Annotated in this window: 22 protein-coding genes; 6 read left to right on the top strand and 16 right to left on the bottom strand. The window is 34.1% G+C overall.

Features of this window, described 5'->3' with window-relative positions; genetic code table 11:
* Window positions 1–46 precede the first annotated feature (46 nt).
* Window positions 47–1,951, bottom strand: coding sequence for a molecular chaperone DnaK (gene dnaK, locus LBV24_RS06495; protein ID WP_224477788.1), 1,905 nt, complete (start codon window positions 1,949–1,951; stop codon window positions 47–49).
* 173 nt (window positions 1,952–2,124) lie between these two features.
* Between dnaK and LBV24_RS06490 the strand changes: the two genes are divergently transcribed.
* Window positions 2,125–2,628 carry a hypothetical protein gene (locus tag LBV24_RS06490; protein ID WP_224477787.1) on the top strand — a complete coding sequence of 168 codons (504 nt, stop codon included), beginning with the start codon at window positions 2,125–2,127 and terminating at the stop codon, window positions 2,626–2,628.
* Window positions 2,629–2,686: 58 nt separating this feature from the next.
* Here the strand turns inward: LBV24_RS06490 and LBV24_RS06485 are convergent, their stop codons facing one another.
* Window positions 2,687–3,142, bottom strand: coding sequence for a nuclear transport factor 2 family protein (locus LBV24_RS06485; RefSeq protein ID WP_224477786.1), 456 nt, complete (start codon window positions 3,140–3,142; stop codon window positions 2,687–2,689).
* Window positions 3,143–3,247: 105 nt separating this feature from the next.
* On the opposite strand from LBV24_RS06485, the gene panB reads away from it, so the two are divergent.
* The gene (panB, locus tag LBV24_RS06480) at window positions 3,248–4,066 is read left to right on the top strand and encodes a 3-methyl-2-oxobutanoate hydroxymethyltransferase (RefSeq protein WP_224477785.1); all 819 of its coding nucleotides are present in this window, start codon (window positions 3,248–3,250) and stop codon (window positions 4,064–4,066) included.
* An 8-nt stretch (window positions 4,067–4,074) separates the two neighbouring features.
* Window positions 4,075–4,779: an RluA family pseudouridine synthase gene (locus tag LBV24_RS06475; protein WP_224477784.1), complete on the top strand. Its 705-nt coding sequence runs from the start codon at window positions 4,075–4,077 to the stop codon at window positions 4,777–4,779.
* Here the strand turns inward: LBV24_RS06475 and LBV24_RS06470 are convergent.
* The 8 genes from LBV24_RS06470 to LBV24_RS06435 form a co-directional block, all read right to left on the bottom strand.
* Window positions 4,772–5,599 carry a sensor histidine kinase gene (locus tag LBV24_RS06470; protein WP_224477783.1) on the bottom strand — a complete coding sequence of 276 codons (828 nt, stop codon included), beginning with the start codon at window positions 5,597–5,599 and terminating at the stop codon, window positions 4,772–4,774. The two genes, LBV24_RS06475 and LBV24_RS06470, sit on opposite strands and share 8 nt — an antisense overlap.
* Window positions 5,539–6,243, bottom strand: a complete 705-nt coding sequence (locus tag LBV24_RS06465; RefSeq protein WP_224477782.1) for a hypothetical protein — start codon at window positions 6,241–6,243, stop codon at window positions 5,539–5,541. Before LBV24_RS06465 ends, LBV24_RS06470 begins: the two co-directional genes overlap by 61 nt.
* Before the next feature lie 19 nt (window positions 6,244–6,262).
* Window positions 6,263–6,781 (bottom strand): hypothetical protein, encoded by a 519-nt coding sequence (locus tag LBV24_RS06460; RefSeq protein WP_224477781.1) that lies wholly within the window; start codon window positions 6,779–6,781, stop codon window positions 6,263–6,265.
* Between the two features lie 86 nt (window positions 6,782–6,867).
* The gene (locus LBV24_RS06455; RefSeq protein WP_224477780.1) at window positions 6,868–7,716 is read right to left on the bottom strand and encodes a 5-oxoprolinase subunit C family protein; all 849 of its coding nucleotides are present in this window, start codon (window positions 7,714–7,716) and stop codon (window positions 6,868–6,870) included.
* On the bottom strand, window positions 7,709–8,440 hold the full coding sequence (gene pxpB, locus LBV24_RS06450; RefSeq protein WP_224477779.1) for a 5-oxoprolinase subunit PxpB: 732 nt from the start codon (window positions 8,438–8,440) through the stop codon (window positions 7,709–7,711). Before pxpB ends, LBV24_RS06455 begins: the two co-directional genes overlap by 8 nt.
* A 6-nt stretch (window positions 8,441–8,446) precedes the next feature.
* Window positions 8,447–9,190: a 5-oxoprolinase subunit PxpA gene (gene pxpA, locus LBV24_RS06445; protein WP_224477778.1), complete on the bottom strand. Its 744-nt coding sequence runs from the start codon at window positions 9,188–9,190 to the stop codon at window positions 8,447–8,449.
* Window position 9,191: 1 nt separating this feature from the next.
* Window positions 9,192–10,418, bottom strand: coding sequence for an Nramp family divalent metal transporter (locus LBV24_RS06440; protein ID WP_224477777.1), 1,227 nt, complete (start codon window positions 10,416–10,418; stop codon window positions 9,192–9,194).
* Window positions 10,418–11,530: a DUF2891 domain-containing protein gene (locus LBV24_RS06435; protein ID WP_224477776.1), complete on the bottom strand. Its 1,113-nt coding sequence runs from the start codon at window positions 11,528–11,530 to the stop codon at window positions 10,418–10,420. The genes LBV24_RS06440 and LBV24_RS06435 overlap by 1 nt, the downstream gene beginning before the upstream one ends.
* A gap of 155 nt (window positions 11,531–11,685) precedes the next feature.
* Here LBV24_RS06435 and LBV24_RS06430 point away from each other — a divergent pair, with 155 nt between their 5' ends.
* A complete protein-coding gene (locus tag LBV24_RS06430; protein WP_224477775.1) occupies window positions 11,686–13,860 on the top strand; it encodes a hypothetical protein in 2,175 nt (724 codons plus the stop codon).
* On the opposite strand, the gene LBV24_RS06425 is transcribed toward LBV24_RS06430, so the two are convergent.
* The 5 genes from LBV24_RS06425 to tilS form a co-directional block, all read right to left on the bottom strand.
* Window positions 13,857–15,395 (bottom strand): YifB family Mg chelatase-like AAA ATPase, encoded by a 1,539-nt coding sequence (locus LBV24_RS06425; RefSeq protein ID WP_224477774.1) that lies wholly within the window; start codon window positions 15,393–15,395, stop codon window positions 13,857–13,859. The two genes, LBV24_RS06430 and LBV24_RS06425, sit on opposite strands and share 4 nt — an antisense overlap.
* A gap of 27 nt (window positions 15,396–15,422) precedes the next feature.
* Entirely contained in the window at window positions 15,423–16,382 is a 960-nt protein-coding gene (locus LBV24_RS06420; protein WP_224477773.1) for a YheT family hydrolase, read from the bottom strand.
* A 10-nt stretch (window positions 16,383–16,392) separates the two neighbouring features.
* On the bottom strand, window positions 16,393–18,276 hold the full coding sequence (locus LBV24_RS06415; protein WP_224477772.1) for a CocE/NonD family hydrolase: 1,884 nt from the start codon (window positions 18,274–18,276) through the stop codon (window positions 16,393–16,395).
* 65 nt (window positions 18,277–18,341) lie between these two features.
* Window positions 18,342–19,964: an adenine deaminase gene (gene ade, locus LBV24_RS06410; RefSeq protein WP_224477771.1), complete on the bottom strand. Its 1,623-nt coding sequence runs from the start codon at window positions 19,962–19,964 to the stop codon at window positions 18,342–18,344.
* On the bottom strand, window positions 19,961–21,292 hold the full coding sequence (tilS, locus tag LBV24_RS06405) for a tRNA lysidine(34) synthetase TilS (RefSeq protein WP_317196174.1): 1,332 nt from the start codon (window positions 21,290–21,292) through the stop codon (window positions 19,961–19,963). The genes ade and tilS overlap by 4 nt, the downstream gene beginning before the upstream one ends.
* Window positions 21,293–21,394: 102 nt before the next feature.
* Between tilS and LBV24_RS06400 the strand changes: the two genes are divergently transcribed.
* On the top strand, window positions 21,395–22,084 hold the full coding sequence (locus LBV24_RS06400; protein ID WP_224477770.1) for a hypothetical protein: 690 nt from the start codon (window positions 21,395–21,397) through the stop codon (window positions 22,082–22,084).
* A gap of 7 nt (window positions 22,085–22,091) precedes the next feature.
* On the opposite strand, the gene LBV24_RS06395 is transcribed toward LBV24_RS06400, so the two are convergent.
* Entirely contained in the window at window positions 22,092–23,384 is a 1,293-nt protein-coding gene (locus LBV24_RS06395; protein WP_224477769.1) for an anthranilate synthase component I family protein, read from the bottom strand.
* Window positions 23,385–23,511: 127 nt separating this feature from the next.
* Between LBV24_RS06395 and LBV24_RS06390 the strand changes: the two genes are divergently transcribed.
* Window positions 23,512–24,867, top strand: a complete 1,356-nt coding sequence (locus tag LBV24_RS06390; RefSeq protein ID WP_224477768.1) for a DEAD/DEAH box helicase — start codon at window positions 23,512–23,514, stop codon at window positions 24,865–24,867.
* Window positions 24,868–24,957: the final 90 nt, after the last annotated feature.

The following is a 24,957-nucleotide window of genomic DNA, read 5'->3' as shown; positions in this document are numbered from 1 at the left end:
ACCCAGCATTTCTGCTGGGTTTAATTTTATATTGAAGTGTTATTTATTACTTCACCTCTTCAAAATCTACATCTTCAACATCATTAGTCTCACCTGCATCTCCTTGACCTGCATCAGGACCTGGTTGAGCACCACCTTGTTGCGCTTCAGCTTGAGCTTTATACATTTCTTCACTCGCCACTTTCCAAGCTTCATTGATTTTTTCTAAAGCAGGCTCAATTACAGCAATATCTTTAGTTTCATAAGCTTTCTTTAACTCTTCTAAAGCATCCTCGATTGGCTTTTTCTTATCATCAGATAATTTATCACCAAATTCTTCTAACTGCTTTTCAGTTTGGAAGATCATTGCATCTGCCTGATTCAATTTCTCCGCAGTTTCTTTTGCTTTAGCGTCTGCTTCAGCATTTGCCTCTGCTTCAGCTTTCATTTTTGCAATTTCTTCTTCTGTTAAACCTGAAGACGCTTCAATTCTAATATCTTGCTTTTTACCTGTAGCTTTATCTTCAGCAGATACTTTGATTATACCATTTGCATCAATATCGAAAGTAACTTCAATCTGCGGTGTACCGCGTCTCGCTGGTGGAATTCCATCTAAATGGAAACGACCAATTGTTTTGTTATCTGCAGCCATTGGACGCTCTCCCTGTAAAACATGAATTTCAACTGAAGGTTGATTATCAGCAGCAGTTGAGAATACTTGAGATTTCTTTGTTGGGATCGTAGTATTTGCTTCAATCAACTTTGTCATTACATTACCCATAGTTTCTATACCAAGAGATAATGGTGTTACATCCAAAAGAAGAACATCTTTAACATCTCCAGTTAATACACCACCTTGGATACCTGCACCTAGAGAAACTACCTCATCTGGATTTACACCTTTACTTGGTGCCTTACCAAAGAATTTCTCAACTGCCTCTTGAACCGCCGGAATTCTTGTAGATCCTCCCACTAATATAATTTCATCTATATCGCTCTTTGATAAACCTGCAGCTTTCAATGCAGATTCACATGGCTCTATAGTTCTCTTAATTAAATCATCAATTAACTGCTCAAATTTGCTACGAGACAATGTACGAACTAAGTGCTTAGGTCCACTCGCCGTTGCAGTTACATATGGCAGGTTAATCTCTGTTTGGGTAGATGATGATAATTCAATCTTAGCTTTTTCAGCTGCTTCTTTAAGACGTTGTAAAGCCATAGGGTCTTTACGAAGATCCATATCTTCATCCTTCATAAACTCTTCCGCTAACCAATCGATAATTCTCTCATCAACATCATCACCACCTAAGTGTGTGTCACCATCAGTAGATAATACCTCAAATACGCCATCTCCTAATTCTAGGATAGAAACGTCATGTGTACCACCACCAAAGTCAAATACAACTATCTTTTGGTCAGTTCCTTTCTTATCCATACCATAAGCCAATGCCGCAGCCGTAGGCTCGTTGATAATTCTTTCTACTTTTAAACCAGCAATCTCACCAGCTTCCTTAGTAGCTTGACGTTGTGCATCGTTAAAATAAGCAGGAACAGTAATTACTGCTCTACTAACATCTGTACCTAAATAATCTTCTGCGGTTTTCTTCATTTTTTGAAGAATCATAGCAGATAATTCTTGTGGTGTATATAAACGACCATCAATATCTACTCTTGGTGTATCATTATCACCTTTTACTACTTTATATGGTACGCGTTCCGCTTCTTTCTTTGATTCAGAATATTTATTCCCCATAAAACGTTTAATAGAATAAACTGTTTTTTGTGGGTTAGTCACTGCTTGTCTTTTTGCTGGATCGCCAACTTTGATTTCACCGCCTTCTACGAAAGCGATAACTGAAGGCGTTGTGCGCTTACCTTCTGCATTAGGTATTACAACAGGCTCATTACCCTCCATTACTGAAACGCAAGAGTTGGTTGTTCCTAAATCTATTCCAATAATCTTACTCATAATTTTTATGTGTGTTATGTTGTTTTTTAATATTTAAACTCGACAACAATAAGTCAAGTATTATGCCATGTCAAAAAATATGACATGATGTCATATAGATTATTTTGAAATAAACTCTAACCAAAACCACTTTGGTATGCGCTTTGATATAATAAGAAAAAACATTAGTTATTATGAAACGTATTTTATCCTTACTTACAGTATTTACACTTTTATTCACAGCATGCGAAGGTCCGCAAGGACCTCCTGGATTTGACGGTCTAGATGGCCTGGATGGCGAAGTAATTGCCTCTTCTGCTTTTGAAATTGTTCTGGATTTTACACCAGGCAATAATTATGAATTTATAGAACCATATGGTTTTAACGTATTACCTACAGATGTTACATTGGTATATATTTCTTGGGAAGTTGACAATGGACAGGACATTTGGAGACTATTACCACAAACAGAATATTTTGATGACGGTGTCCTAGTTTATAATTACGACTTTACTCAAAATGATGTGCGCTTTTTTCTAGATGGTACCACTGATTTTTCCTTGTTAGACCCATCTTATACAGACGAGCAAGTGTTTAGAGTTGTGGTAGTACCTGCAGATAACGTAGGACGTTTAGATATTTCAAATCTAGAAGCAGTACAGGATGCTTTTGGAATTACTGAATTTCCTAGACGATAATTATTAGAATTAATTTAGAGAAGCAGTTTTGATAAATAAAAATTATCAAAACTGTTTTTTATTTACAGCCTTCTCGACGTCTAGTATCTACAAGATAAATTATTTTCCATTTATCATTCTCTTTAATAAGTTGAAAAGAGTTTACGCCGCAATGACTTAATTTTTCCATATACCAAAACTCATAAGGCGTCCATGCATTTGCCATTTTACCATCAATTTGTATAGAATAATCCAATAACTTCTCTTCAAATGATCGGTCTTTAGGAATACTTGCAATGTTTCTAAGAAAATCCTCATAACTATTTGCATTCAATACAGTCTTTCCCTCTTTATTTACGGAAATAGATTGCATTAAAATATCTCCTTTTGCCATAGATTTCATTGCTGTTGTATCTTGTTTATGAAAAGCCTCAAAGAACGCTTCTATAGTATTCTTTACATTTTCCTCTTCTGAATTCTGAGCTGAAACAGCATTGTTGAAACCAATCATAATTATAATTAATAAGATTCGCATAGTTTTAGTATTTATTAAAATGTAAGTATTCAATCTTATTTCTAATTTAGATTAAACAAAAGTTTAACAAAACTCTTATTTTTACGTGCAACTAATTTAAACAATATGTCTGTAGCCAAATCCGAATACAAAAGAATTACAGTTAAAACCCTTGTTGATATGAAATCTAAGGGTGAAAAAATATCTATGCTAACTGCCTACGATTATACCATGGCTAAGATAGTAGATGGTGCAGGTGTTGATGTTATTCTCGTTGGGGATTCAGCGAGTAATGTAATGGCTGGTCACGAAACCACATTACCAATAACATTAGACCAGATGATTTATCATGCATCTTCTGTAATCAGGGCGATTGATCGCTGTCTTGTTGTTGTTGATTTACCTTTCGGAACGTACCAGAGTGATCCAAAAGAAGCTCTGAGATCTGCTATTAGAATAATGAAAGAAAGTGGCGGACATGCTGTTAAAATGGAAGGAGGTAAAGAAATAAAGGAATCTATTAAACGTATTTTAAATGCAGGGATTCCTGTAATGGGACATTTGGGCCTAACACCACAATCAATCTATAAATTTGGTACTTATACAGTAAGAGCAAAGGAAGAGCAAGAAGCACAGCAATTGAAGGAAGATGCTTTAATGCTTGAAAAAGCTGGATGCTTCGCCATAGTATTGGAAAAAATACCTGCTAAGTTGGCAAAAGAAGTGGCTGAAAGTATCTCAATACCAGTAATCGGGATTGGTGCTGGCGATGGCGTTGATGGACAAGTACTGGTTCTGCACGACATGATTGGGATGACACACGAGTTTAATCCTCGTTTTCTTCGAAGATATATGAATTTATATGAAGACATGACTAAAGCTATTGGGCAATATGTGAATGACGTTAAGTCTGAAGACTTTCCGAACGAGAAGGAACAGTATTAAATCAGAAATTGAATTCAAAAATTTTTTCAAATAAATCCAATCTTCAAGTACTCTATGAAGATAACCATATCATTGTCATAAATAAACGAGCTGGTGATATTGTACAAGGTGATAAAACTGGCGACAAACCACTTTCTGAAGTTGTAAAAGAATACCTGAAGATAAAATATAATAAACCAGGTAATGTTTATTTAGGAGTTGTACATCGATTAGATAGACCAACTACGGGTATAGTACTTTTCGCTAGAACTAGTAAAGCTTTACCTAGACTTAATAAACTATTTGCTGAGAAAAAAGCCAAAAAAACTTATTGGGCTTTGGTAAAAAACAAACCACTAAAATTAGAGGACACCTTAATTCATTGGTTACGAAAAAATCCTAAAAACAATAAATCTCAAGCATTCAACAAAGAAGTTAACAATAGCAAAAAGGCGATTCTACATTACAAAGTAATTAAAACATTAGAAAACTTCTACTTGCTAGAAATAGATCTTGAAACGGGCAGGCATCACCAAATAAGAACTCAATTAGCATCAATTGGTTGTCCGATTAAAGGTGATTTAAAATATGGCTATGACAGGAGTAACAGAGATGCAAGCATAAGCTTACATTCTAGACAATTGCATTTTGATCACCCAGTTAAAAATGAACATCTTGAAATAATTGCCCCTACTCCTATGGATGCTTTATGGAAAGCATGTGAGACTAGCTAAGAGCTCTATAAGGGTATTTAATTTTTAGTTGTGTCCCTTTACCTTTTTGAGATGTTAAATTAAATTCTGCATTTATTAGTTCTGAGCGCTTTTCCATATTGATAAGTCCAGAACTTTTTTGAACGTCATCAAAATCAAAACCATCACCATCATCACTCACACTTAGAACAAGGTCATTATCAGAATATGTAATGTTAACCTCTAATTTATCTGCATTGGCATATTTAAGTGTATTAGAGAAAAATTCCTGTAATATTCTGAATAAAATTATTTCATCTTTACCATTTTCAAAGTTTGCATTCTCTCCAAATACATTAAAGGAAGCTTCAATTAATCCTGAATTGTTTAATCGCTCAATCTCATTCTTAACGGTAGCATTAAATCCTGCATTCAGAATAACGTCATTATTCAATGATCTAGATAATGCTCTTACCTCAGTCAATGAAGACGCTACAGCTTCTTGAGCTTTGGTTAATTTTGGTAAAATACCCTTCTCAGCTACTTTTTCAAATGCTTTTAATTGCATGGTTGTAAAAGCTAATAGTTGTCCTACATTATCATGTAGTTCTCTACCTACATGTTTTAGAGTTGCTTCTTGGATTTCTTGCTGTGATTTTACCAATTCTTCGTCAAATGCCTTTTGCTGATTAATCTTATCTAGTAAAAGTTGATTTTTGCGACGTTGAAAGGCTGTGAAAAAAACAACAAAGACAAAAATTAACGCTAAAACAAAAAAAGCGACATATGCTATTAATGATATTATTTCTGTGCTGATTTCTTTTTGTAACGTAAAGGATATAAAAACGCAAAGGTATACCATGAATACAAAATTATATTTGAGGTGTCAAGAAAAGTTCTTCTAAAAGCATTAAACTCAGGGTTTATTTCTAAAAAATGAGAATCAAAAATAAATAATGGTGTCAAACAAATATACCATAATAACAAGGCTATGGTTACATAAAAAACTGGAGTTTTGTAAAATCTTAAAATTTTATCACTTCTAATTAATTCTCTCAAATACAACATTACCATTGTGAAAATTACAAAAGTTGAAACGATAAAGTCATAAGGAAGCCCATGTTTAAAAAAACTGTTGGTTATTATAAAATAACCGATGCAGAAAAAGACATAAGACCAAGACAATAAAGTTATTACCTTATGTGATATTAAATCTTTAGTATTGGCAATTAAAAATTTACCAATTAATAATACGGCAATTGGATTGTAAATATTATATATCCAGGAATTTCGTCTTATTCTAGAATTTGCAATAGCCTTTATAATTGAATTATCTGTAATATCATACAAATATGGATATAAGCCAATGGTTTCAACACAAACAATAACCCACAAATACCAAACAAATGGTCTTATACTCTTATCCTTAGTTTTGAGCCAATAAATTGACGCCGATATTGCAGCTACAAGTTCGAGAAGATGAAAGAGAAAAACAGACGTTCTCATTTAACCTATAATCTTTTTATTACTGAGGGTAATTCGCTCCTGGTGGCTCTCCACTTTGTCCAATATTTAAACCATTACCACCAGGGATATCACCACTCATTGGTTGTACTGCAAATACAGCACCTTGTGAGGTGTTCTTTTTACCAGTCGGAACTATGAACATTGTTGTTAGTCCAGCCATCTCACCTTTTTCTGCAGGATATGACCCTAAGTACACTCTAAGTCCATCCATGGTATATCCTAATTCACCGGCTTGATTCTCAGCATAGTTAATGTAATTTTGGATATCTTCTATAGACCACCAGGATGAACGGTTATCACCTCCGTCTGCAGATTTTCTAAATAATGAATCATTGATAATATTGTGCTTAAGGTTGTAAGCTTGGTCCAATGTTTTTGCTTGTGCCGGTGTAATAACGCCTTTGGGCTTTGTGATTTCTTGTGCTGTTGTCATTTCTGATTCGCCTTGGTTGCAATAAAAATACATGGCCAATGCACCAATAATAAGCCCTAATAAAAGAGGTCCTAATTTTTTCATAAATGAGAATTTTAATTAATAGTCAATAGCAAATTATCGAAATTATTCAATAGAAAAAAATAAAGCATCAAATTTTTCTTACAATTCTAATACGTTAATCTAAAACTTACCTGCTCTTCTTGTCGCTTCTGACTCAGAATATTAAGTGACCTTTCAGTTAGTTGCAGTACTCTTGGATATCCACCTGTTGTTTGGCAATCTCGCACTAAAATAATGAGATTCCCATTTGGTGTTAGTTGAACTGTACCTGGCAATACAGGTGAGGTTATTATGGTTTTTAAAGTATTAGGTATTAGTGGCTCCAATTGATAGGCCATGCGGTTATTAAACTTAGAAACTTTAAACTGAAGTGTGCTTAATTTATTTTTGAGTTCTTGGGGTAATTCATTGTATTCAGGTCCATTTTCAACTTCTAGAATGTTAGTTGAAAGAAGATCATGATCATATTTTACATTGGAATACGTCTTAATAGAATTTGAAGGTGACTTTTCATAGTATATTTTCTCACCAGCCTTTAGAGTGCCTGATTCCGTGATTGTATTGTACATACTTCTACTACCAAGATAAACTTCAGATTGTAATCCTCCTTTTATGGCCAGATAACATCTTAATCCCTTTCTAAGACCTTCAAAACTTAAAACATCATTAGGTTTTATATCAATTACTTGATTATTAGATATGAGGTTACCATTTAACATTGGTCCCATGTCTGCACCTGCTATAGCTATTTGAGTCGGTTCATCAAAGTGCAACTCAGGTCCGATCATTGTAATTTCTAAAACGGCACAATCTGCATCATTACCTAATATAGAATTAGCATAATGACTAGAATAAGAATCCATCACTCCAGAAACAGGAACACCATAGGCTCTATAGCCAAATCTACCAGAATCTTGAATGGTGGTGTAAAAACCTGATTTAACAACTTTAAGCATTATGAGGTGTTGAAATTAGATTAAAAGCATTAGAATCTATCTCTTCTCTTATTCTTGCATGTTCTGTTTTGCTGATTTGATAGAACCTTATTTTATCTCCAGACATTATCTTACATGGAGGACTTTGTTTTGGATTAAACAATTCCACTGGAGAATTTCCGATAACATGCCAACCTCCAGGACTCGCTTGAGGGTAAATTCCCGTTTGATTTCCACCGATAGCAACAGATCCTTTTTTTACATTTAATGAAGGTGATTTTTTTCGAGCCAGATTCAGTTTTGGATCGAGACCTCCGAGGTATAAAAAACCTGGTAAAAAACCCAAAAAATAAACTGTATAAAGATTGCTTGTATGACATTCAATAATCTTTGATTTGGATATCTCTTTTGTTACAGAATATTGAATTAAATCTGGTCCGAATATATCATCATAACAAACCGGAATCTCCCAAAGCTTAGTATCAAAATTTTGTGTAGTATTGAGACTTGAATATAACTGTTTTAGCGTTAAAAATTCATCATTGAAGTTATCTATAGTAAAATCATATATTATTAATATTGAGGCATATGTATTAATTACCTCAACTTTAAGTTTAATATAGTGAGAATTAATAGATTTTTTAAATTTTAAGATATCACTTAGTATGTTTTGATCAATACTTTGTGGCCATTCAATTAAAATTGAACTACTATTAAACTTTGAATATTTCAGATTGAATGCCATAAAAAACTACTCTACTTCTACTCCGTTTTTTGGTAATTCTGAATTTAAATATCTAACTATTTCGAGCGCGTTTTCAGTATCACCATGCACGCAAAAAGTAGATGCTTTTATCATTCTCTCTTGATGATTTACAGTGATTACTTTTTGGTCTTTAACCATCCCTAAAACATGACTTAAAACCTCTTCTTTTTTATGCTTAATAGCATTATTCAATTTACGCGATACCAAGGTTAAATCTTCATTGTAATTTCTATCGGCAAAAGCTTCATAAACTACTTCAATATTATTAGCAATTGCAAGTTTGGCAATCACTGAATTAAAAGGCGCATAAAGCTTCACTTCAAAATCAAGATCTTTTATAGTTTCAACTACAATATTGGCAGTTTCTTTGTCAATGGTTATTAAGTTGTAAAGTGCACCATGTGGCTTTATATGATTTAATTCAAGACCCAATTCATCAGCCAATTTCTTTAATTCATGAATCTGTTGTAATAAGCTTACTTTTAAATCTTTAGGCTCAATATCCATAATCTTTCTTCCAAAATTCTCGCGATCTGGAAATGAAGGATGTGCACCAACTTTTACATTATGTTGCTTGGCGAGTTTTAAAACCTCTTGTATTATTGATTTATCACCAGCATGACCACCACAAGCTATATTGCAAGAGGATAGAAATGGCATGAGCATTTCTTCATTACCTATGCCCTCACCTAAATCTGCGTTAATGTCAACACTATATGTTTTAGTCATTTTAAATCATATTAAATACAGACATTATTCCTTTTACTCCTAAAAAGATTGCAATTAAGACAACAACAAACCCTAAAATATTCTGGATTAAAGAATTTTTGTACTTACCTAAAACTTCAGTTTTATTCATAACCCAGAGTAAAAAACCTGCAATTACAGGTAATAATAGCCCATTGGCAACCTGAGCAAATTTTATAACTTCAATAGATTTAAAACCAACTGAGGCAAATATTACTCCTAAAGCTAAAATGAATATCCAAACCACTCTAAACTTTGTAGATTTTAAGTTGTATTCCCAACCCAAACATCCACTAGCAACAAATGCAGCAGCCAAAGGTGCCGTTATTGCACTTGTAATACCTGCCGCAAAAAGACCTATGGATAAAAAGTACTTAGCATAGCTACCAAAAAGTGGTTCCAACCCTTTAGCCAAATCAGTAGCATTATTTATGCTTTGATCTTGAATAGCACTTGCTGAAATAATAATACACATAGACACCAAACCACCCAATATTACGGCTATTATAGTATCCTTTCTAGCAAAACTTAAATCAGATTTTTGTTTCCATTTTGTTTTGGCCAACGAAGCATGTAGAAACAAATTATAAGGCACTACCGTTGTACCGATTAACCCTATTACCGTTAGTATGCTTTCAGATGGTGTACTCGGTATAAAAGCACCTTTAAACACCTCAACAATATTTGGTTTAGTGATGATGGCAGTAGTCACGAATGCTAAACTCATAAATATAACAAGCCCAACTAAAACCCTTTCTAAAATTTTATAATTACCAATATAAAGCAATATAAATGCACATAAGCCAATTAAAAGCGCCATAATTTCTAACCGGAAACCCAATATATCTACATAAGTATTTCCCAACAGCGTTTGCAAGCCTAACACGCCACCACTAATATTACCAGCCTCATAGGCAGCGTTACCAACTACTATGGCACTGATCACCAATATAATTGCAAAATTTCTTAAAAGCGGGTTTCTAATTTCCTCCCTAATAACTTGAGATAAACCCTTTTGAGAAATCACACCTAATCTTGCTGCCATTTCCTGCAAAACGATAGTTGCAACTATTGACAATACCATTGCCCATAATAAAGCATAACCAAAGTTAGCACCTGCTATAGTACATAAGGTCACGGTTCCAGGACCAATAAAGGCTGCTGCAACCAAGGGTCCAGGACCAATATTTTTAAAGAAATTCTTTATCATTATTCGATAGAATTCAATGCATAAATTGCAAAACTACCAAGCCAATGGCCACCTTCGTAACTGTCTCCTACTATACTTGGTAATGAATAATTAATATGTGCATTAGCGAGGTTCCTTAAATGCTTGTAATCCGGTAAGCCTTTAGCAATATAGTTTAAACTCCACGCTCTAGAAAAGTTAACGCCATCTAGGTGAACCAACTTACCATCGGTTCTATCTGAAACTTTTCCTGTTTCAATATGAAATGATTTGTCCATTAACTGAGGCATAAAATCATTAATCCAGGTCTTGAATTCATCTGCTGACAACACACGTTTCATTAAAGCCGCTTCCTCTAAACAAGGGGATAAAAAATCAAAGCCACTAGGTTCCCATTGCAATGGACAGTTTGAATCGCTACTATAGAAATCTCTAGCACGCGTTTCTATCATTGTCTTTAACTCGTCCTGTTCTAAGGTAACGGCATAATCATAAGCAAAACTCAGCCCGAATGCTGTATTTGGATGTTCACCAACACGAATAGGATAATTAAGCTTAGGTAAAAACTCAAGATATTTAGCAACAATCATATCTGTCATTGGTTGCAAATTAGATTGTAGTTGCCTGGCCACATCACTATCCCAAGTATGCAACTCTTCTGCCAATTTTAAAAGCCATGCCCAACCATAGGTACGCTCAAAAGATTTATTGTGCTTCCCTTCGAAGTATAGGATTTCTTGCTCAATATTTTCCTTGGATATATTTTGAAGTAATTTTTGCTCAATAGCAGTCTTGTTGTTTATTTCCGGAAATTGTTTCAATAGCGATACTAAACTCCAATGGCCGTGTACCGCAGAGTGCCAATCGAAACAACCGTAAAATGCAGGATGCAATTCTTTTGGCGTCTTTAAGTCGGAAGCATCACCTATGGTTTGGTTTAATTTGTTGGGATACTCGGTATTCATACAATGTAAGGGCAACTGGGCCAAACGGTTGGCTTCTTCTAAATTTAATACTGGAGTTTTAGCAATAATGACTTCGTCAACATTGCTTGGCAATGTTTTTTTGTCTTCAGAATTATTGCAACTTATAACAAATATCGAAAAGACAATTAATGAAAGAAGTTTACCCATAAAAGTATGATTTACATATAGAGTAAAAATACAATTAATTGTAAATCCATGTAACTTTTAAGAGCATCAGGACACAAATAAATCAAATAGTCCTTATATTTATTGTGGTTACCTAAGTATACAATTAATAGATTTATTTAATCTAAACACCTAATATGCCAACCCAACCAAGTAAGCAGAAAAAATGGCTTACCACTTTAAAGTTTTTAGCTGCCTATCTCGTTGCAGCCTGGACCTTCTTACAATTTGTTGATTGGGCACTAAACCGTTACAGTATTTCGCCCTATTGGGTAGACCTATTGCTCTGGATTTTTGTTGGCATTATCCCTTCATTACTAATTTACTTTTACAACCAAGACCGTATTAATAAGTTAATACTTAAGAAAAGGGAAAAAATTATTTTCCCCTTAAACATTTTGCTAATTATGGGTGTCACCTATATAGGTTTTGGCAATAGTGATTTAGGAGCAACAACAAAATCTATTGATTACGAAACTGAAAGTGGCGAAAAAAGATCTGCATTGATCACAAAAGAAGAATTTAGAACTGGTTTCTATGTATTCCCTTTTAAACCAAAGGAAGTTGACAGCTCCAAACAATGGTTACAATTTGGTATCAACTATTTGTTAGTTGAGGATTTACTACAAAATAAAAATTTAAGTCCCGAAGTAGCTAATGCAAATAACACGCAAGACAAAGTAAGAGGAGCAGGTTATTTTAATGATTATTATGTAGATGGCGAATTTGAAATTAAAGACAGTACTTATATTCTAACAGCCTTCATTAGAAAAAGTAAAACTGCAAAAATCATTAATCAACAAACCTTTAAAGGCACGGATGTGTTAAATATTATTGATGATATATCGGTATTTGTCACGGATAATTTTACATCAAAGGAATTTAATAGACCCAAATATTTAGATATTAATGTAAAAGAGTTTACCAGCACCTCACTTAAGGCCATAGAGTATTTTATAGAAAAGGATTACACCAATGCCGTATTCGAAGATGAGACCTTTGCCTTAGCTTATTTAGAAAATGGAAAACGAAACTTAACCTTTAATCAAGGAAAATATGAAGAAAGACTACTCGCCGATAATGCCTATAAATACCGTTCGAGACTACCCTTGCAAAAACAGGGTGAAGCACTCATCCTAAAAAATCTGGCCTATGATGAGTATAATAATGCTGAACAACTGGTGAAATTACAACTAGAAGTGAACCCCAGCGATGACACCTATAACAGAATTTTATATAATATTTACGGCAGAACCAAAAATTTAAAAGCCTATACACAACGTGCGTATGATGCTTGGGCAAACAAAAAAAGTGTAAATAATGGAGCTTTATTAATTGAGGCGGCCTTAATACGTGAAGATTATGATTATATACTTAAGCAAATAGATTTGGTGAGTTTAGCAGATCTTAACGATGAAACTGTCTTTCATTTAAAATTGAGACCCTTAATACTAAAAGGCGATATTGAAGAGGCTCAAAAAATTCATGATAAGTTCAAATTACTTCATCCAGATTTGGAAAAAATGACAAAGGTAAATGATATAGCTTTATCTTATTTAAAGAACAATAAACCTACAGATGAAAAATTACAAAGGTTTGAAGGCTTTTATAGATCTAATAACTCTGAGCAAACTTACACCATCTGGGTAGAAAATAATACACTTTTACATTACACGTCTAATCAAAGCATTATGCCTTATATACTCGCAGGAGACAATATCATTGTAAGAGGAACGGCTTCATCAGGTAAGACTGTGTTAAAAAAGTTTTATCCAGATGAAATCGGTGAATTCTACATTTTTGAACATTTTGAATATAGGAAAGATAGGAATTATAAAGATTGGTCTTGGAAAATGGACGATTCCATTCTACAATCAGAACGTTTGTTAGAAAGCAACCAGCTGGACAGTGCAAAAGTAGCTTATGAAAAGGCCATTGAAACCAACCCAAAGCATTATTATTTAAAGGATGCTTTAGCATATATAAATTATGTAAAAAGTATAGATTCCACAGCGTTATTTAAACAATTAAATGAAGTGGTTGGTACTTATGGACCAAGAAAATTCTGGATGGAAGATGGTAAACTCTTTTACAAACGACAGCAAATGGAAAATGGTCGGGTATTTCCAAAAATAGAATTGTTACCCATCAGTGAAAACCGTTATATGAATTTGACAAAAATAGGAGATCACTTTGCCTTTGAGCTATATAATGGTAAACCAACTAAATCTTTTATTTACCAATATAGTATCGAAGACGAAGAATGGAGGAAATCTGAACTCGAAGGTAACACCTTTAATAGAAGTGACTAACCCAACCAACCTTCACGATCTAGACTACGATACTGTATAGCCTCACTAATATGAGATCCTGTAACACTGTCAGACCCTTCTAAATCGGCAATGGTTCTAGCCACTTTTAAGATTCTATCGTAAGCCCTAGCTGAGAGATTTAAACGTTCCATAGCAGATTTTAATAATTGTAATGAAGCCTCATCTAATTTGCAATACTCTCGTATTTGCTTGGTATTCATCTGTGCATTGTAGTGCACATTTTCTAAGGCTTTAAAACGATTGGTCTGAATATCTCTGGCTTTTGTAACTCGCTCCCTTATTTGTACTGACGATTCACCTTTTCTGTCATCTGAAAGCTTTTCAAAAGGTACTGGAGTAACTTCAATATGTATATCTATACGATCTAACAAAGGTCCCGAAATCTTACTTAAATAGCGTTGCATTTCAGCAGGACTAGAGGTTACAGGAGCATCAGGATCATTAAAATAACCGCCTGGGCTTGGGTTCATACTGGCCACCAACATAAACGATGATGGGTATGTAACAGTAAACTTAGCTCTGCTAATCGTTACCTCTCTATCTTCCAAAGGTTGACGCATAACCTCCAAAACTTCTCGCTTAAATTCTGGTAATTCGTCTAAAAACAGAACACCATTATGGCTTAATGAAATCTCTCCTGGTTGCGGGTAACTCCCACCCCCAACAAGTGCAACATTAGATATGGTATGATGTGGGCTTCTAAATGGACGTTGAGCCATTAAACCAGCATGTGCCTGAACTCTACCTACAACTGAATGTATTTTGGTGGTTTCTAAAGCTTCATGCAACGTCATTGGTGGTAAAATACTTGGTAATCGCTTTGCTAACATGGTTTTACCAGAACCTGGTGGACCTATTAATATTATATTATGGCCACCTGCTGCGGCAATTTCCATACAGCGTTTAATACTTTCTTGTCCCTTAACATCTGCAAAATCAAATTCAGGAAAATCCAAATTCTTATAAAACTCCTCTCTAGTGTCTACAATTACCTCTTCAATTAATTCACCTTTATCAAAATGATTTATAACTTCAGTAATATTCTCAACACCATAAACTTTTAAATCATTTACAATAGCGGCTTCTTTTGCATTTTGCTTTGGAAGAATAAATCCTTTAAATCCTTCTTCCCTAGCTTTAACCGCAATAGGCAAAGCCCCCTTAATAGGTTGTAAACTACCGTCTAGGGACAATTCTCCCATGATAAGGTAATCACCAAGATCTTCTGCTTTTATTTGATTAGAGGCTGTGAGGATTCCAATAGCCAGTGTTAAATCATAAGCCGATCCTTCTTTACGAAGATCTGCTGGTGCCATATTAATTGTAATCTTTTTACCAGGAATACGATAACCATTGTTCTGAAGTGCCGCAGCGATTCTATAATTGCTCTCTTTTATGGCATTATCCGGAAGACCTACAAGATGATAACCGATTCCTTTATCAACATTGACCTCAACTGTGATTGTTGTAGCCTCAACACCAAATACGGCGCTTCCAAATATTTTTTTGAGCATAGAGATAAATTTGCCTAAATCTACAAATTATAGTTGATTTACAAACTCCAATGCTCTATTCTCGTTGTAGTAAATATTGTTCTTATCAATAAACCCAACATGGCCTCCATACTTGGGCATTTCTAAATATACATTTGGATTATTCTTGGATTCCTTTACAGGATAACAGGCAGCCGAAAGAAAAGAGTCATTTAGTGCATTAATAATTAATGAAGGTACTTTAATATTTGGTAAAAATTGAAGGCTACTTGCTTTATCATAATAATCGTAGGCATCTAAAAAACCATGCGCTTTAGATGTGTAAATATGATCAAAATCTATTAAACTTTTAATTGAATTAAAATCTTTAGTAGTCAATTTTTCAGGGAATTGACTTAGTTTTGGCTTTAGCTTTTTCTTTAAGTGATCTAAAAACCTAATCGCGTAATGTTTATTCTTTAAACTAAGTAATTCATCACAAGACCCTTTTAAACTACAAGGCGCAGAAACCGCTATAATTGCTTTTAATTCTTTTGGAACTTCATCTCGTTCTCCAGCATATTTCAGTGCCATATTAGCACCTAGACTTATCCCCTTTATATAGACCTCTTTATAAATATCCTTTTCTAAAATATGACTAATTACAGCTTCTAGATCTTCAGTCGCACCAGAATGGTAACTTCTAAACAATCTATTTGTCTCGCCACTGCAACCGCGGAAATTTACAGCACAAGCATCAACACCGTTATCATTAAATAGTTTTGCTGGACCTGTAACATACGGTCGTTGCGCATTACCTTCAAGGCCATGCAATACGATTATTACCCTATTTGACGGTTTGTTTGCATAACTCCAATCTAAATCAATGAAGTCACCATCTTCAAGCTCTAGGCGTTCCCTGTTTTGCTCTAAACCCTTTACCTGTCTCGCCAAACCTGAAAAAACAGTAGAGACAAAGCTTTTCTTTGCCCAAAATGGTGGTTTGTATTCTGACTCTAAAACAGGCATTCTATTTTTCTTATTTTAATACTGTGAATTCTATTGAAGAATCGTTGTATACCTTATGTGTTTGTGCTTTGAAATCTTCTTCCTTCGCTTCAAAAATATTATCTACATAGGTTTGAGGATTAGCATCAATATATGGAAAGAATGTGCTTTGAACCTGTACCTGAATTTTATGACCTTTTTTAAAGGTGTGAAACACATCTTGCAATTCTAAATTAACAGCAGTCTTTTGATTTGGAACGAATGGTTCTGGATTAGTCATACTGTTTCTAAAACGACCACGTAACGTTTCGCTTCTCACCAACATATGGTAGTTGCTGAGCTTTAAGTGATCTTGTACATCTTCTGTGTTTTCGGTATCAGCAGGGAAAACATCGATTACCTTAACAATCCAATCCGCTGCGGTTCCGGTAGTAGAAACATTAAGTTTTGTCAATATATCTCCAGCAAGGGTCATATCAGCTTCTAAAACCTCGGTTTCAAAGGTTAGCACGTCTGGTCGTCTTGATGCAAATCGTTGATCATCTGTCATAAACTTACGCGGCGTAAAAACCACTTTTACATCTTCAGAATATGGTACTGGTTTTTTTGGATCGCTAATAAAGTCAGAAGTTTTAATATTTCTTGTTGCCTGCTGCGTTAATCGTTCACCAGGTTGCATAAAATAGTTTTCCTTTTCGGCATTTGCTGGTGGCCAAGAATCAAAACTCACCCATTCTTTATTGCCAGTATCAAACATATGCGCCTCAGCTAAACCTGTTTGACCATTAGCATCACCTTTTAAGAAATGGTTAAAGAACTTAGTTTCGATATTTTTTTGGAAGTAATCCGATATATTATCACCGAAGTGAATATTACCAATGACCTGACGTTCTTTTGTTCTTGCCCAATCGCCATGACTCCATGGTCCGAAAACCACAGTATTATAATTATCACTGTTTTTTTCAATACTCACATAAGTATTATAAGGTCCGTATAAATCTTCGGCATCAAACTGACCGCCTACAATCATTGTAGCTGGTTTAATGTCTTTTAAATGCTGAATGATACCTCTACTCTGCCAAAACTCATCGTAAGTTACATGGGTCTTTAATTGCTCCATAAATACATTATCCTCATCGTAATACTTATCTAATTTACTTAGAGGCATATTGTCCAAGAAAAATTGGTACTGGTCTTCTGTACCAATATCTGGAAACTCATACCAAGATTTAGTTGTTGGTTCTTCTTTCATATAGCCAAAAACAGAAGTTGCTCTCCAATAGCTCAACAAATATGCGCCATTGTGATAAAAATCATCAAAGAAGAAATCTCCAATACATGCTTGTGGTGAAACCGCTTTAAGCGATGGGTGTGCATCTAATAAGGAGTATGTCGCATAAAATCCGGGATATGAAATTCCATATGTACCGACTTTACCATTATTATTTTCGACATTATTAATTAGCCATTCAATCGTATCATAGGTATCGCTAGCTTCATCAGTTTGATTTCCTGTTTTATTTGGAATATATGCTCTCATATTATCGTAAACACCCTCACTATTCCAACGACCTCTTACATCTTGATATACCATGATGTTACCCTCTTCCATTAGATATTTGTTAGGTCCTAAATTGGTCTTGTATACATCTTCACCATATGGCCTACAGCTATATGGTGTCCTCATCATTAAAATAGGATAAGGTTTTGATGTGTCTTTTGGTGCATAGATAGTAGTGTGCAGTTTAATGCCATCTCGCATTTGTATCTTTACCTCTTTTTTGGTGTAGTTCTCTCTGGCGTAGCTAGTTTCTATTTCAACTTTTACATTGCCAACAGTAACTGATTTTTTTACTTTATTACAACTAATTAAAGTGAATGCCAGTACAGCAATTGGGAGTATTCTTTTAAACATATCAAGGTTGGTTTTTTGAATAGCTAAAGATAATTGTTACGATATATAATTATTACAAGAAAATGTTAAGAGACCTCTAATGATGTGAAGGTAAAATCAGAACCATTAAAAAGTCCTTTATCAGATAGCTTCAGTGAAGGTATTACTAAAAGGGCCATAAAGGACAAGCTCATGTATGGTGCATTTAATTTACTTCCCATTGACTTGGCCATCATATCTAATTCATGATATTGTTTGCCAATAGTCCCAGCATCTTTATCGCTAATTATACCTGCTACAGGTAATGGCATTACTTTGCTATTCTTATTCGAAATGGCACATATACCACCCTTTTCTTTAATAATGAGATTAACAGCCTCGCAAATAGATTCGTCCGAGACACCAACGCAAATAATATTATGCGAATCATGACCAACCGAAGATGCAATAGCTCCTTCTTTTAATCCGAAGTTTTTTATAAATCCAATGGCTGGTTTTTCATCTTTATAACGATTTACTACAACAACTTTTAGAATATCAGTTTCGGTATTAGAAACTAAGTTGCCATTTATAATTGTTGAGCTGTCAATAACTTCATTTGTGATCAATTCTCCATCTAGGCATTCAATAACCCTTATTTTTTCAGTACTTGATTCCATCCTGAAATCTGATACATTCTTCTCGTTAGTATTGAAATTATTCAAATTCTCAAATTGTACATCTTTTATATTCGAGACACCATTATCGTATACTAACTCACCATTAATATAGGTTTGAAGTGTTTTAAACTCCTGCATGTCTTTTAAAATGACACAATCAGCATAATCTCCAACTCTCAACATACCAACATTGAGGTTATAATGCTTAATTGGATTAATACAAGCCATTTGGAGCACTTTAAATACATCCTTACCATTTGCTACAGCTCTAGCACAATGTTGGTTGATATGACCTAGCAATAAGTCATCAGGATGTTTGTCATCACTACAGAACATCATATTTTCATAATGATCATCTATAAGATTAACGAGTGCATTGAAATTTTTAGCCGCACTTCCCTGCCTAATGAGAACTTTCATATCTTTTTGAAGTTTCTCTAAGCCTTCTTCATAAGTAAAACATTCGTGATCAGTACTTATACCTACACTTATATACTTGCTTAGGTCCTCACCTCTTAATCCTGGTGCATGACCATCTATTGGCTTATTGAAGTGTTTTGCCCATTCTATTTTATTAAGAACTTCTTTATCGCCAAATAACACTCCTGGATAGTTCATCATTTCTGCCAGATATTTGATATCTGGGTTAGCCAATAATTGCTTTATTCCATTAGAATCAATTATTGCACCTGCAGATTCAAAGCTAGTGGCAGGCACACAAGAAGGTGCTCCAAAATTGAACTTAAAGGGTGTTTGTTTGCCGTTTTCAATCATAAACTCCACGCCTTTAACACCTAACACGTTTGCAATTTCGTGAGGGTCAGAAACTGTAGCAACGGTACCATGTTTTACGGCCACCTTGGCAAACTCAGATGGCATAAGCATAGAACTCTCTATATGAATATGTGCATCGATAAAGCCCGGCAAAATAAAATGCTCTTCTGAGCAATCATTTTCTACAACACTAGATATTTTACCATTTTCAATAGTAATCTCACCTTTGAAAATTCGCCTATTCAAAATATCTACTATATTGCCTCTTAGAATCAATGTAATTCAATTTTAAAAAAATCGGATGATGTATCGGTGATTTTGAATCTATCATCTGCCCTCATCCCAATTACCCAAACAATTTTATCTTCAGTTTCTATCACCCAAGTATTCTGCTTTTGCAATGGTGTTAATTTTTCATCCTTTAAATATTTACTCACCTTTTTCTTTCCCTTCATTCCTAATGGATAAAAAACATCACCTTTTCGCCAAGGTCTAATAATTAAGGGAAAACTCAATTTAGACTTATCAATACAGATTATTGATTGAGTATTATCTTGATTGGATTGGATATCTTCAAATGACAAAATACCTATTGGTGTTTCTCTTGTTGTATCAACTTCAGAAACACTCAAGAGTTTTGTATCATTATTGGTTTGGTCTGCACCTGTAAGAATTAGAAATTCTCTGTGTTTTGTTAACCTATGGGTATTTGAAGATACGTACTTTCCTGTTTCAGCATCTAGTAGCCCAACAACATCATTCCATTCTGTAAAGCCATAATCCTTGAACATTTCAAATAAATAGGCCTTTGAATTATTTACTTTCTTAAACTCAGAAATTTTATAGGTTATGTAATCTTCATTTATATCTACAATAGCTCTTTTAGCTACAGCGTTTAAACTTTCCTCCACAATATCTGCAGTATCATTTAGATTCTCTAGAGTAACTTGAAAACTTTCTAATAACTGCGGGTTAATTTCCTTTAAAATCGGAACCACTTCATGCCTTAATTTATTCCTTAAGTACTTTCTTGATGAATTACTACTATCTTCTCTCCATTTGATTTTGTTTTCTCTTGCAAAAGCTTCAATTGAATCTCTTGAAAAACTTAGAAATGGTCTTACAACATTACCGTTAACAACAGGAATACCCTTTAGTCCTTTTAAACCTGTACCTCTGGTAAAATTTATTAGAAAAGTCTCTAGGTTATCATCAGCATGATGTGCGGTGAGAATATAATCGAATTTCAATTGCTCTGCCAACTCATAAAACCAATCGTAACGCAATTCTCTTGCTGCCATTTGAATGGAGGTTTTATTTTTTTCTGCGTAGGCATTTGTATCAAAATTTTGAACAAACACTTCAACATTCAATTGGTCTGCTAGTTCAATTACGAAATCCTCATCAGCATCACTTTCTTTACCCCTTAAGTTAAAATTACAATGTGCCAGAGCAATATCAAGGTTTAATTGATGACAAAGATGTGCCAATACCACACTATCAACTCCTCCAGAAACCGCAACAATAATCCTAGATTTTAACAGAAAGTCTAAGTGCTTTTTCGTATATTCATTAAAGGCCAATTGCATGTTGTAAATATACAATATTGAGGAGGTCTAACAATTTTAAACTACTGTAAAATGACAATTGTCATAGTATTTAAAATTGAATAGTAATAGCTTTAATAAACATTAAAAATCAAGGTCATGAGTACATTTAAAGAATTATCATCAAAATCTGCTCAGACTACTTTTGATAAAAAGGTCTTGTCTGCAGTGCCACATTTACATCCTTATGTTAAGCACAGAATCTATATTGCTGAAACTACAGGCATTTTACCAAAAAACATGTATTCATCTAATGGTATTATAGATGAATCTATTATAGAGCTTTATACTAATGGATTTAACATCGAAGCCGAACGTATGGCTGTAAAGCTCGAACTCTTCAAATTAGTGGACAATTATATGAATGAGTTGTTTAAAAAAGAAGCGTATCATAAAAAAACCATAAGCACCAACACAATACTTGATGATGAACTTTCAAGATTAGGTGAAGATTTTACAGTTGATGCTGATCTCGATTTAATTTTGAATACAGAACTCAGTGATATTTCTTATAATCAAGACCACAGTAATCACCTATACCTATACGAAGATAAAGAAGCCTCTATGCTTAGAGCATTTGAACTAGAAGATCTCTCACCTAGCGAATCACCTAAAGTATTTGGTAGATTCTACAGTTGGTTACCAATCAATATTTCTAATATCGTGGATTTATACATTTTCGGAAATTTAGATTTTGGTGATATTGCGAAAATTAAACAAATAACCACAGATCGTGTAGAATCAATATTTGATAAGGTTAAAAAGAGCTTTAGAAGTCACTTAGAATAGCTTTAGATCAATTCTCTAGCACTTGCCTCATGGCTTTTGCTTTTACCAAGCATTCTTCATACTCTTTTAGTGGATTACTCTTTGCCGTAATTGCACTACCAACAGAATATGATACGTATTGTCTTGTGGCATTATACAATATGCTTCTTATAATTACATTGAAGTCAAAATCCCCATTTGGTTTAAAATAACCAACAGAACCAGAGTATAAACCTCGTTTTGTTTCTTCTAATTCTTCAATAATTTTCATTGCAGAAATTTTGGGAGCACCTGTCATGCTTCCCATAGGGAAGGTTGTTTTTAATATTTCAATAGGTGAAATATCTTCATCTACTTCAGAAGAAATAGTAGAGATCATTTGATGAACCTGCATAAAAGTATACACTTTGCATAGCTCTTCTACCTTAACGGTTCCTCGTTTTGCGGTATGAGACAAATCATTACGAACCAAATCAACAATCATTATATTTTCACTTCGCTCCTTTTCATCATTGCTAAGTTCTAGAGCTAATTGCTGATCTTCTTCTTTGTTTTCAGAACGTTTCGCTGTACCTTTAATTGGTTGGGATATCACTTTACAACCATCCTTTTTAATATAGCGCTCTGGCGTAGCAGACATTAAATATTTGTCTTCAATCTTTAGAAAAGTCGCAAAAGGTGGCTTTGAAATGTTATTTAATTTATTGAAGGTTTCTAAAGGGTTAATTCTACAGTTCTCAGAATAAAATTCTTGGCAAAAATTTGCTTCATAAATATCGCCTCGTTGAATGTGACCCAGCATCTCACCTACCTTGTCAAAGTATTCATCCTTATGTATCCTCAGTTTTATTTTAATAGGTTCCTCCGAATGAGTTTGCCCATTGAATTCTATTTCATCAATATTTATTAAATCCTCCTTTAGCTCATCATCAACCATTTTCAAATACTGAATTTCCACCTCTTCACCTTTAAGCAAAAACAATTTCTTTGGTTGAAAAAAATACAAGTCAGAAAATCCTAATCCATCAAAATTATTAGATTCAAGATCTTCGATAGAATTTTTCAAATCATAAGTTAAATAACCAAATATCCAATCGTTTGTTGAGGCCTGATAATCTTTTAGATCGCCAAAAGCATTTATAAAATCTGTTTTAATACTTGTAAATGCATCAACAGCTAAAACCGCATCATAGTCGTCGTAATTACCTGTGTAATTATTAGAATCTAACCAAACTATTTCGTCGTAGCGCTGGCTCCACAAAAGCAGTTTTTGTTTAAATTGTTGAGGATTTGATACGTGATGAAAAACCTTAGTTCTCAATAGTAGAATTTAATGACCGTAAAAATAATGAGAATACTTTTTAAATTCTTCAGTTTTTAAAGAAATAGCAACTTATACTTTAAACTAACAAATATTTTAATAGTAGCTTTGTGCCAAAATAGCAAGTGTGACATTTAGAGATTTAAATCTTAATACGCCATTATACAATGCTTTAGATGATTTAGGATTTGAGCATCCTACTCCAATTCAATCTGAAGCATTCAGTGTTGTAGCATCTGGTAAGGATGTTGTTGGTATTGCACAAACAGGTACAGGTAAAACTTTTGCCTATATGTTACCAATATTGAGGAATCTTAAATTTTCTAAGCAAGATAATCCAAGGGTATTGGTTTTAGTACCAACTCGAGAGCTGGTTGTTCAGGTGGTAAATGAAATTGAAAAACTCTCCAAATATATAAACAACCGTGTATTAGGTGTTTATGGCGGCACAAATATCAACACCCAGAAACAAGCTGTGGCAGAAGGATTGGATATTATTGTTGCTACACCTGGAAGACTTTATGATTTAGCTGTCAGCAGAGTATTGCAATTAAAATCTATTCAGAAACTGGTAATTGATGAAGTTGATGTAATGCTGGACCTTGGCTTTAGACATCAATTGATGAATATTTTTGATATTCTTCCTGAACGCAGACAAAACATTATGTTTTCTGCTACAATGACTAAGGATGTAGATGATTTGATTAAAAACTTTTTTATTAATCCTGAAAAAGTACAAATTGCAGTTTCTGGTACACCTCTAGATAACATAAAGCAATTAAGCTACAACGTACCTAATTATTATACTAAAGTCAACCTACTCGAGCATTTATTGAACGATGACCAAACATACTCTAGGGTTTTAATCTTTGTGGCTTTTAAACGCATGGCAGATCGCTTATTTGATGCCTTAGAAAATTTATTTCCGGGTCAATGTTGCGTTATCCACTCTAACAAAACACAAAACTACAGATTACGCAGTATTGAGCAATTTAGCGAAGGAGAACATCGTATACTAATTGCCACAGATGTAATGGCAAGAGGGTTAGATATTGATGACATAACACATGTCATAAATTTTGACACACCAGAATACCCAGAGAACTACATGCATAGAATTGGTAGAACTGGTAGAGCTGAGAAACAAGGTAATTCTATTTTATTGACCACTGAAAAAGAGGATTTGCATCGTGAAGCTATTCAATCTCTTATGAAGATGGATATAGAATTAGAAAATCTCCCTGAAACCATTGAAATTTCTACAGATTTAATCGAAGAAGAACGTCCGCAAATTAAAGAACATTACAACCCAATTAAGCAACGTGATGAAGATGCTCCTGGCCCTGCATTCCATGAGAAAAAGGAAAAGAACAAAAAGGTTAATCTTGGAGGTTCGTACAGACGTGAAATGTCCAAGAAATATAAAAAGCCAAAAACTAGAGGCGATAAAAACTACAACAGAAAGAAAAAGCGTAGAAAATAAAAACCCCTTCAAAAACTGAAGAGGCTTTTTAAATCTCAAGTGCTGCAGGACCGCATTTTATGTAATATAAAATCTATAACCCTAACCTTA

Origin of the sequence: Winogradskyella vincentii (assembly GCF_020166345.1) — a bacterium.
Lineage (GTDB): Bacteria > Bacteroidota > Bacteroidia > Flavobacteriales > Flavobacteriaceae > Winogradskyella > Winogradskyella vincentii.
The sequence above is the reverse complement of the archived record's forward strand: the minus strand, read 5'-3'. Positions and strand labels throughout refer to the sequence as shown.